The sequence below is a fragment of the Pseudoalteromonas sp. SG44-17 genome, assembly GCF_014164235.1.
GTDB classification, from domain to species: domain Bacteria; phylum Pseudomonadota; class Gammaproteobacteria; order Enterobacterales; family Alteromonadaceae; genus Pseudoalteromonas; species Pseudoalteromonas rhizosphaerae.
This window is the reverse complement of record NZ_JACJEV010000003.1, coordinates 185159-196616: the sequence shown is the minus strand read 5'-3', so window position 1 is coordinate 196616 and position 11458 is coordinate 185159. Positions and strand designations below refer to the sequence as shown.

Annotated in this window: 7 protein-coding genes; 6 read left to right on the top strand and 1 reads right to left on the bottom strand. The window is 41.3% G+C overall.

The genetic code is table 11. From position 1 onward, the window contains the following. The first annotated feature begins 89 nt into the window (after positions 1–89). Positions 90–1217 carry a polysaccharide deacetylase family protein gene (locus H5182_RS03695; protein WP_259398232.1) on the top strand — a complete coding sequence of 376 codons (1128 nt, stop codon included), beginning with the start codon at positions 90–92 and terminating at the stop codon, positions 1215–1217. Positions 1218–1258: 41 nt separating this feature from the next. On the opposite strand, the gene H5182_RS03690 is transcribed toward H5182_RS03695, so the two are convergent. Continuing rightward, on the bottom strand, positions 1259–2128 hold the full coding sequence (locus H5182_RS03690) for an AraC family transcriptional regulator (RefSeq protein ID WP_145241883.1): 870 nt from the start codon (positions 2126–2128) through the stop codon (positions 1259–1261). Positions 2129–2379: 251 nt separating this feature from the next. Between H5182_RS03690 and H5182_RS03685 the strand changes: the two genes are divergently transcribed. The 5 genes from H5182_RS03685 (at position 2380) to H5182_RS03665 (ending at position 11434) form a co-directional block, all read left to right on the top strand. Further along, positions 2380–5013: a TonB-dependent receptor gene (locus H5182_RS03685; protein WP_220494549.1), complete on the top strand. Its 2634-nt coding sequence runs from the start codon at positions 2380–2382 to the stop codon at positions 5011–5013. Positions 5014–5049: 36 nt separating this feature from the next. Continuing rightward, positions 5050–6558 carry a tryptophan halogenase family protein gene (locus tag H5182_RS03680; protein ID WP_182759553.1) on the top strand — a complete coding sequence of 503 codons (1509 nt, stop codon included), beginning with the start codon at positions 5050–5052 and terminating at the stop codon, positions 6556–6558. A 184-nt stretch (positions 6559–6742) separates the two neighbouring features. After that, positions 6743–8002 (top strand): MFS transporter, encoded by a 1260-nt coding sequence (locus H5182_RS03675; RefSeq protein WP_182758429.1) that lies wholly within the window; start codon positions 6743–6745, stop codon positions 8000–8002. Between the two features lie 17 nt (positions 8003–8019). Further along, entirely contained in the window at positions 8020–8898 is an 879-nt protein-coding gene (locus H5182_RS03670; RefSeq protein WP_145241877.1) for an ROK family protein, read from the top strand. Next, the gene (locus H5182_RS03665; protein ID WP_182759552.1) at positions 8891–11434 is read left to right on the top strand and encodes a family 20 glycosylhydrolase; all 2544 of its coding nucleotides are present in this window, start codon (positions 8891–8893) and stop codon (positions 11432–11434) included. The genes H5182_RS03670 and H5182_RS03665 overlap by 8 nt, the downstream gene beginning before the upstream one ends. The last annotated feature ends 24 nt before the right edge of the window (positions 11435–11458 follow it).

The following is an 11458-nucleotide window of genomic DNA, read 5'->3' as shown; positions in this document are numbered from 1 at the left end:
TTGATTAATACCTAAATTGCATTGCTTCGTATCAGTCGATGGCTAAATAGCATGCAATATTAATTAGGTGTTAATTAATGGAGAACAAAATGAAAAATAAAACGGCAGTAACGCTATTGTGTGCAAGTTTATGCTCAACTTACAGCTTTGCAGATGACGACAAGGTTATCTATTTAACGTTTGATGATGGCCCGATTAATGCCACCTCAGGGCTAATTGATGCTTTAGATGAGGCACAAATAAAAGCGACATTTTTTATCAATGCTTTTCACATGTATGGTGAAGGCGATGAAAATGAACAACACTCACAATTAGCATTAGCTAAGCTTTTAAATAGCGGTCACCTTTTAGCTAACCATAGTTATGACCATATGTTGCATAATTGCACGGATGGAGAGCGCTCTGGTGCTGTTTATTGTAACGAAGTTGGTTTATGGCCAGTTAAATCCTACCAAGATGTAAGTATCGATTATGATTACTTTGAGCTTAATACTCAAAAGGTCTTGGCGTTATTACCTAATGCAGAAAGCTTCCCAAACTTTAAAATGAGAACAATGGCACGCTTGCCGTATACAAATGCGTGGCGTGTTACGAAAACTTTTAAAGGTGATGGTTTATGCGCAACATCTGATAATTTACCACCTTGGGATCCAGCTTTTTCTTGTGATCCACAGGTTTCTACCAATAGCTCACAAGTCGCAGTAAAAATATCTGATAAATTAGCAAGCGAAGACTATAAGGTTTATGGTTGGGATTTTGATTGGGGCCCAGTGAACTGGGGCGTTGATTACCCTGCAGAAACAATGGCAGATGGTATTCAAATGGTCGAAAGCATTAATCAAATCGTCAATACTTGCCCTGGCAAAACAATGGACCCTGTCAATAGCCGCACGCAAAACTTAGATTGCAGCGATGGATTAGCAGCGAATAAAGTAGTGATACTCACCCATGACTTTTTGTTTGAAGATGGTCCGCGCGGGCTAGGTGCGACGATTAACTTGCCCAAAATTAAAAGCTTTGTTGAGCACGCAAGAGCAGAAGGTTATCGATTTGATACACTTGATAATTATGCGCCTCAATGGCAACAAAACAGGCAATACGAAGCTACTAATTTTGTAAGTTATCAAGATAAAATTTATTCTGTGTTACAAGCACATTATTCCCAAAGTAATTGGCAGCCTTCAAACACGCCTGCATTGTGGTTACTTGAAAAATAACGGTATTTATAAAAGGTAGGTAGCCCTACCTTTTTACTCTTTCACACTAATGATTTTTGTTTTAAGCGCTTTCTAAATTGGCTTGGTGTTGTCCCTTTTAGTGTTAAAAAGCGGCGATTAAAGTTAGAGGTATTTTTAAACCCACATTGATCGCTGATAGCCGTAATAGCGCGGTTAGTATTGATCAATAGCTTACAAGCTTGACCAATTCTTAACTGGTTAATAAATTCTGTTAAAGTGCGTTCCATGCGCTTTTTAAAAAAGCGGTGAAAGTGGTTAGTGCTCATATGCGCCATGTTAGCTAATTGTTCTGCGCTTAAGCCCTCAGTGTAATGGCGATAAATATAATCAATCACTTTATCAAATTTATCTTTTGCGGGATCAGTTTTATTAGTGTAGCAAAAACTCGCGCTAGAAAGCTGCTGAGGGACTGCTTCTTGGCTCATTAAATACAGTAATTTAAATAAACCTAAATATTGCTCAAAAGGGTTACTGACCTCGATTTTTTCAAAATATGATTTCGCTATCATCGCTGTTTTAGTCGAGAATTTAAGGCCTTGTCGCGCAGCGATTAATAACTCTTCAAGTATGGCAAATTCAGGGTGACTAGTAATTTGCTGACTAAGCCATTTTTTTGGAATTTGTGCAACGTGAACAACTTGTACACTGTTATCTATATTCGGTGACGATTGCCAAGTATGGGGCAAATCAGCACCAAGGATCACTAGATCAAGTTCGCCATAAGGAGCAATGTAATCGCCAATATGGCATACCCCTTGACTGTTTAAAGTAAGGCAAATCTCAAAGTCTGGATGGTAATGCCAATTAAATGGAATGTAATCAAGCGTATATTTACAATAGCGCCACGATGAATTGGTATTAGGAATGACTTTTTCACACATTGCCCGCATGACGACCTCCTTATTTATTTTAGTCCCTATATTGAACAATTTTTAGCAGTCTAAGTAATACTTTTCAATTCACTTTTAGTATTAATCTATTGCACGCGATTCTTTGCTAACAGGACATTGAACATTTTGCCATCAAAATTAACATTCCTTTGATAGGAAAGTACCGGATAAAGTGTCAATTGTACTGCTTAACACGAATGCGGCGCGATACCCTAGTAACGCTTTCAATAACAATAAATAGGGGACTAGGAATGAAAAACATCAACAAAGCATCGCTTAAACTATCGACATTGGCGATATGTATCTCAGCACTATACGTCAGTCCAATGGCATTAGCTGCAGCTCAAACTCAAGCTGACAGTGATATAGAAACCATTGAAGTGCGTGGCATTCGTCGCTCTTTAGAAGCGTCAATGAACACTAAGCGTTTTGCAGATGGAGTGGTAGATGCCATTACCGCAGAAGATATTGGTAAATTTCCGGATAAAAACATTGGTGATGCACTACAACGTATTTCAGGAGTGACGGTTGACCGCCAATATGGTGAGGTAAATGGCGTAACTATTCGTGGTACTGCACCAGAGCAATCAAGAATATTACTCAATGGTCAAACAGTAGCAAGCACCTCATGGTACGATTTAGGCCCAGCGACACGTACTTTTAATATGGAATTGTTATCAGCAGAGCAAGTGTCGGGTGTGCAAGTGTATAAAACACCGGAGGCAGATATCGAAGAAGGAGCACTGGGAGGAACCGTTAACTTAACGACTCGTAAACCTCTGGAGTTAGATGCAAATACGTTACTGCTCTCTGCAGAGTTGGCACAAAGTTCATTGTATGATGAGACGGATCCTGGTGCATCAATTCTTGCTAGTTGGAAAAATGAAGATGAAAAATTTGGTATTTTAGCTGCGTACTCTTATGAACAATTAACTTCAGGGCGCCATGTACTTGAGTCTATTGGCGGCTACTATGAGTACTTTGCAGAAAACCAAGCAACAGGACAAGAATCGACAGTCGGTGCATGGAGTTTAGGTTCGCAAGCATTTAAGTCTGAGCGTGAGCGGACCAGCGCGCAATTAACCGCGCAGTTTGCACCAACCGATAATATGGAGTTTGTGCTTGATTATTTTCGTTTTGAATTTGATAACCCGCATGTAAACCATAACTTTCTGACGGTTGGCGCCCGTGGTGCGGGTTCTACTAATGTAACCAACAATGCATTAGGCGGTACCGAGCAAGCAACTATATTACCTGCATATGCTTCTATTATTTATAATCCAGTAGTGCGTAATGCCGTTAATATGAAAGCTGATGTACTAAACCTAACTGGTAAGTTTCAAGGTGATGGCTTTGAACTCAGTGGTGTAATTGGAAAATCAACATCAGATGGCGGCACGCAATTTGGCGCATCTTCATGGTGGATCCCAGCCTCAGATGAAGGAGGTAAAATAGGTGATCCTGCATTTCCTAATGGACAAAACAGCACTGATGGTGGTTTTACTTATGATGCTACTGGTCCTTATCAAGTTTGGCTAACTTCGCTAGATGCTACCGATGCAACGCAATTTAAACATGCGCAAGAAGCAAATTTTGATACCACAGTGCAAGAGCATGATGTGAGTTATGCTCAAGCTGATGTTAAATTTGAGTTAGATGGTAATTTCTTTACTGCAATCAAGACCGGCATTAAATTTAATAGTAGCGAATTTTCGCGCATTGCATTTAACCGTAATCCAGACGAAGTACTTGGTTTTGTTCCCGATGGTAATTTATCAAATTGGAGTGATGGCGTATTAACTGGGCTGCATTCACAAAGCTCTGGTCATACGCTTGATGCATATGCCTCACTTGATACAGATAAATGGTGGGATTTCATTAGCGGTAAATATGCAGCTGGCGAACTGACCGAAGTCGCTAACTTAGGTAATACTTTTTCAGTGGATGAAGATATGATCGCCATTTACGCGAAGGCTGATTTTAGTGGCGAAAACTACCGAGGTAATATTGGTTTACGTTACGTTGAGACTGAGCAAACATCGAGCGGCTACGCCGACGGCGCGGTTTTCAAAGAGACGGTCGATTATAATAACTTACTCCCTAGCGTAAACTTTGCTTATGATTTATCGGATGACATTATTATTCGCGCGGCAGCATCACAAGTTATGTCTCGCGCAAACTACAGTGATTTAAAACCCGGCTTAGCAATTAATGCCAATTTTGGTAGCGCCACAGGGGGAAATCCTGATCTAAAACCCTATGAAGCTAACCAGGGCGATATTGCTATAGAGTATTACTTTACAAGCGCTTCTATGGCATCAGCAGGATTTTTCAGCAAACAAATTGATAACGTTGTTTTTTCGACTGAAGCGGTTGAATTTGTAGATGGCTGTGGCGCCAGTCCAGATCTATATGAGCAATGCCGTGTTACTCGTCCTCGTAGTAACGGCGAAGGCTCTGTAAATGGTATTGAACTGCAACTACAGCATAGCTTTGCTAACGGTTTTGGGGTGGTGACTAACTATACGTACGTAGACAGTGAAACAACCACGCCAGATGGCTCAAAAGAAATGGTACCAGGTGTTTCTGAAAACAGTTTTAATGCATCAGTGTTCTTTGAGAACGATATTATCAGCACTCGTTTAGCATATAACTGGCGCAGTGAATGGATTGGTGTTGGTGCAGCCCAAGCAGTTAAAAACGATAACTATCAACAAATTGATGCGTCAATCATCTGGCATGCCATGGAAAACTTAGATGTTAGCCTTGAAGGCGTTAACTTAACCAACGAAGTGGTGCAATCGTACGATACTAACTTTGCTTTAACGCAAAATACTATCGAGTTTGGTTCACGTTATTACCTTGGTGTAAGTTATAAATTCTAATGGAGATAGGCCGCCACTTGGCGGCCTTTTTTAGTTATGGCTATCATAAATAAATTAGTAATTTTAGGCGGTGGTAGTGCGGGTTGGATGTGCGCTGCGTATTTATCAAAGCAGCATCCTGAATTAGCTATTAGTGTTATTGAATCGAGTAAAATTGGCAGTATTGGCGTTGGTGAAGGTTCAACACCACACTTAAAAAACTTTATGGATTCACTCGGTATTAGTGAACAACAATGGATGCCCAAGTGCGATGCAAGCTACAAAGCAGGCATTTACTTTAATAATTGGAATGGCGATGAACGTTGTTATTTCCATCCATTTTATAGCGACATGGATGAAAAAACTGCCGAAGTTTATTTTGTAAACGCTAATGCCCGAAGGCGCGGTAATGGCGATTGGCAAGCCCCAGATGAGTATTTTTTAACAGGCCATATCGCAAAACAAAATTTAAGTCCAAAAGTGCATACACCTATGCTCAAAGAGCAAACTTATGGTTATCATTTTGATGCCATAAAATTAGCGGGTGTGCTAAAAGCCTATGCACAAGAGAATGGGGTTGAACACATTGATGGTGAGTTTAGCCACGCGCATATAAACAACAATGGCAATATAGCTGATATTACGCTGTTTGATGGACGACAAATTAATGGCGACATGTTTATCGATGCCAGTGGTTTTAATGCACTGTTAATTGAGCAAACACTGGGTACACCTTTTAATTCATTTGCTGATGAACTACTTAACGACCGTGCTGTAGCCGTGGCGACGCCAATTTCTAGCGATGCTGTGATGCCATGTGCCACTCAATCTACGGCGTTAAGTGCCGGTTGGTGTTGGCAAATTCCGCTCACTAGCCGTATTGGTAACGGCTATGTATATAGCTCAAAACATATCACTGATGAGCAAGCCCAGTATGAGCTTGCCCTGCAATTAAACATAAATCCACAAAATAGCGCGTTTCGGCATTTAAAAATGAAAGTCGGCTGTATGCAGTCTGCATGGCAAAGCAATGTCATGGCTATAGGGTTGGCGCAGAGCTTTATTGAGCCCATCGAAGCGACATCTTTGATGGTTACTCAACATAGTATTAAGTTATTTAGCCAAGCCTTAACAAAGCTAAAAAACAACGAGCAGTCATTAAAAGTAGCTGAACACGTCAATCAACAACTCCATCAATTAGTGTATGGCATTAAAGATTATGTGGTTGCGCATTATGCAACTAGCTTACGCACCGACAGTGAATACTGGCTTACAGCCAAGCAACTGAATCACAGCTCTAGTGCTTTAAAGTCTTTACTAAAAGCATGGCTTAATGGCGATGATTTTGATGCGTATTTGTCAAAGCTTACCCAACAGCAAGTTTATTTTAGACCTAGTTGGTATTGCTTACTTGGTGGCATGGACTACCAAAGCTCGCGGTGCCAGCAGTCATTTGAACCCGCTTGCGCTGCAATTTGTAATGGCGCAAAAATGTATTTGCATGAACTGTGTAATAAGCACTGTAAACCACATGCAGAGCAACTACGTGCAATGAAGACTGCATAAAGTGAGTTGAAAAGTATCAACAAGCCGTAGAGTAGTGCCGCATAACTCATTTTATGATGGCAGACTTAGCTAATTAAGAGTGGTGATTAATTATTCCCTTGAATCATTTTGTTTGTATGCCCACGAACAGATGGCTATCACCACTCTATTTATTTTTAGAATGAGACTTTCAGGTAGAACAATTATGAAAAGAAATTATTTGATAGTGCTACTAGTACTGGTTACCTTTTTTGTTATTTCATTTATAACGAACTTATTAGCGCCGATATTTCCGGCTCTGATCCAAAGCTATAATATAGGTTTAACCCTTGCTGGTTTTTTCCCATTTGCATTTTTTATCGCGTATGGAGTGATGTCGATCCCCGCAGGGTTGTTAGTGCAAAGCTTAGGTGAAAAAAAGGTCATGCTCATAGCATTCTCACTGGCATTATTTGGCAGTGTGTTATTTGTTAGCTTGCCGATTTTTGCTGTTGCAATGTCAGCATTATTTTTGATCGGTACCGCCATGGCTCTATTGCAAGTGGCAATTAATCCGTTACTTAGAGCCAGTGGTGGCTCTAAACATTTTGCGGTTTTTTCGGTCGCAGCCCAGTTAATGTTTGGTGGTGCAGCGACCTTATCACCGCTGGTATATAGCGCGCTTGTTAAAGCAGATTCACAAGCACAGAGCCAAAACTGGTTATTGCAATTAGTACCCGCCGATATGACTTGGCTAAGTATGTACTTATTATTTGCACTGTTATGCACAGTGATGTTGGTGGTTATTAGCGTGTTACCGATAAAACACAACACCCAAGCAGAAAATCCGCAACAAGGCAGTATCAAACAAAGCTTACAATTATTTAAAGACCCCACCGTGATCAAGTTCTTTTTTGCCATCGTGGCTTATGTGGCGCTTGAGCAAGGAGTGGCTAATTCAATTTCAGTATTTTTACAAACCTATCACCAACTTGACCCAAATACAGGCGGAGCACAGATAGTGAGTCAGTTTTGGCTATCACTGACATTAGGCTGCTTATTGGGCATCGTGCTGTTAAAACTCTTTGATGCTAAACATGTGTTACTTACTTTTAGTGTTGGTGCGGCGGTTAGTCTATTTACCGCATTATTTGCACATACTGAGCTGGCATTATGGGCGTTTCCTGCGGTTGGGTTTTTCTTATCAATTATGTGGTCGGTGATATTTTCGTTGGCATTAAACTCAGTTGCAAAAGGGCATGGCACTGTATCTGGTATTTTATGCACAGGGATTGTCGGCGGTGCATTTGCCTCGCCTATTATTGGTGCGGTGAGTGAGCTTACAGGTAGCTTACAAATATCACTATTACTGCTGTTAATGCCGCTTGGTTATATTTTTAGTGTCGGTATTTGGGCTAACCCACTGGTTGCTAATCACACGCTTAAAAGTAATCCACAGACAGCAAAGCTTGCTGAAAGTAACTAATGACAAAAGAGGTTGTAATGTCACAAACTTTATTATGTGTTGACCTTGGTGGCACCAAAGCGCTGGTCGCAAAAGTAACCGCAACAGGTGTAATAGAAAAACGCTATTTTGATGTGGACGGCTCAGCAAGTAAGCAGCAAACAAACGACTTTTTATGTCGAATCATCAAGCAAGTGGTTGATAATACTTGCATTGGTATCGTCGTAGGTGTACCTAGCATGGTGCTGATGGAAACTGGCGAAGTGATCGAAACGGTTAATATCCCCAATTGGAAAAATGTGCAGTTAAAGCAGCTATTAAGCACACATTTTAAACTGCCCGTACGGGTGCATAATGATGCAAATTGTTTTGCTATGGGAGAATTTACTCAAGGTAATTTTAAATCAGATACGAATTTAATTGGCATTTGCCTAGGCACTGGACTTGGCGCCGGGCTGGTGCTTAATGGTCGATTATATACGGGTAAGCACTCAGCCGCAGGAGAGTTTGGCAGTTTTAGTTATTTACAAGGGATTATTGAGCACTTTACCTCTGGGCAGTTTTTTATTAATCAAGGTACAACGGGCAAGCAAGCTTACCAAGAGGCATTGGCAAATGACGCACACGCACAACGTTTATTTGATGAGTTTGGCAAGCATCTCGCTCATGCAATAAACCATGTGATACTCGCGTTTGACCCTGACGTTATTGTACTAGGTGGCTCTGTTGCACAATCATCAGCGTGCTTTTTACCTAGTTTGCATATTCAGTTAGCTAAGTTAGTTAACCCAGTTATTTTGCAGTCGTTAGATATTCGTATTAGTGAGCTTGGCGACGATGCTCCATTATTTGGCAGCCATGCGTTATTTATAAACGACATGGCTTATGAGCAATCGTTGGGAGCTAGCTATGCGTAGAATTATATTATTGGTGCTTGCCATATGTTCGGCTGCAGTTTTTGCTAAAGCACCATCGCAGACTGAGTTAGATACCCTCGCGCAGCAGTTATTGGTAAAATATGAGTTACTTTCGGCAAAGCCCGATACTTGCCCTGCACCTCATCAAAAGCAGTGTTACTTATCGCGTTTGACGTTCAGCACACCTTTTGATGCAAACAGTCAACAGTGGTCAATTTATTTTAGTCAGCTAATGCCAATTTATAGCACTGACTCGTCGCAGTTTACCATTACGCATATCAATGGCGATTTACACCAAATAAAGCCCTCCTCGGCATTTGCCGGATTTAAACAAAATACGCCGATAAGTATAGAGTTTTATAGTCAAGAATCGCAAATTACTCGCGCTGAGTTTATGCCTAATTACATATTGGCAAGTGCGGGTTTAACAAGCCGGGTTATTAACAGTACTAAAACCGCGATTGATCCTGACACTAAGCTAGAGTTACAACCATATTTAGCACCATTTTTAACCTATGAACAACTACAAACGAGTAACGACGATGCGACACCATGGATGGATGCGGAGTATTTATATGAAAGTGAGTCTCGGCCTATATTAAATACGCCACCGCTGAGCTTGATCCCAAAGCCGGTCGCTTTAACTTTATTATCAGGTGAGGCTGTAGATTTAAGCCAAGGCCTAAATCTACAGCTAGCGAATGATATTGATCAAGTACAACTTACAGCGGCAATAGCACGCTTAGCACGTTTTGGTATTAAGCAGCATAGCCAAGGGATTAAAACCACGCTCAATTTAGATTTAGCAGCTGATAACCCAGAGGCTTACACGTTAAAAATTCAACATGAGCAAATAACGATTAGCGCAACGAGTTCTGCAGGGATATTTTATGCGTTGCAGAGCATCGCAGGGTTAGTCAGCCTTGATAATTTAACTATCCCAGCACTTAATATTACTGATGCGCCGCGTTATGAATTTAGAGGCATGCACATTGATGTAGCACGCAATTTTCGTTCAAAAACATTTATTTTAAATACCATAGAGCAAATGGCCGCCTATAAGCTTAATAAATTACACTTACATTTAGCGGATGATGAAGGCTGGCGATTGGCTATTAACGACTTACCAGAGCTTACGGAAGTCGGTGCCAAGCGTTGCTTAGATTTAACCGAACAGCGTTGTTTGTTACCACAGCTAGGCGCAGGACTTGATAGTCAATCAGCGGTAAATGGTTACTACAGCCAGAATGACTATATTGAAATATTAAAATATGCTCAAGCGCACTTTATTGAAGTGATCCCATCACTTGATATGCCAGGGCATTCGCGCGCGGCAATTGTTGCAATGGAGGCAAGGTTTAACCGTTTAATAGGCCAAGGCAAAAGCGAACAGGCGCTTCAGTATCGTTTAGTCGAACCCGCTGATAAAACTCAGTACAGTTCAATCCAGCATTATCAAGATAACACCTTAAATGTTTGTTTAGAATCGACTTATCAATTTATCGATAAAGTGCTCGATGAAGTAAACGCATTACATGTGCAAGCCGGTGTGCCTCTTAAAACTTACCATATTGGCGCCGATGAGACGGCTGGTGCGTGGGTTGACTCTCCAAGCTGTCGGCGTTTGCAAAACCAACAACCGGCGCTGCATTCATTTAATGGCTATTTTATTGAAAAAGTCAGTGCCATGGTCGCTAAAAAAGGCTTTAAAGTGGCCGGATGGAGCGACGGTATGAACGACGTTACGCTAAAGAGCATGCCAGCAAATGTGCAGTCAAATGCGTGGGCAACGCTGAGCGATGGTGGGCATGAGGTTGCGCATCGTCATGCTAACCAAGGCTGGGATGTGGTGTTATCAAGCCCGGATGTAACTTATTTTGACTTCCCATATCAGTCGCATCCGCAAGAGCCGGGGAATCACTGGGCGAGTCGCGCGATTGACAGTAAAAAAGTGTTTGAGTTTATGCCGGATAATTTGCCTGCGCATGCTGAAATTTGGCGTTCGGTAAACAATCATCATTACAGTGCTGATGATCGTAAAACGATGCGCACAAAACCTTTTATTGGTTTGCAAGGGCATTTATGGTCAGAGCTCATTCGCAGTGACAGGCAAGCTGAGTACATGTTATATCCGCGGTTATTAGCGCTTGCAGAGCGAGCTTGGCATAAAGCGCCATGGGAATTAGATTATAACGGGCAAGGCGCTAAGTATGATCAAAATACAGGCCATTTTAATACAACGCTTAAGCAACAAAAAGCAGCTGATTGGCAGCGTTTTGCGGCGTTAGTTGGCTTTAAAGAATTTGCAAAGCTAGAGCAAGCAGGGCGTTTTTATCGTTTACCTAGCGTAGCTGCACAACAACAAAGTGAAGGCTTAGATGCATTTACTTTGTATCCGGGGATTGTCATCGAATATCAAAATAGTCTTGGCAATTGGCTCATTTATGATGATGAAAATAAAGCCACTAATGTAAAGCAAGTTCGTACGCTTTCTCAAAGAGGTATCCGTAAAGGGCGATCATTGGCGGTGAAATAAAAGCCTTTTAAGCGTTGCTTATTA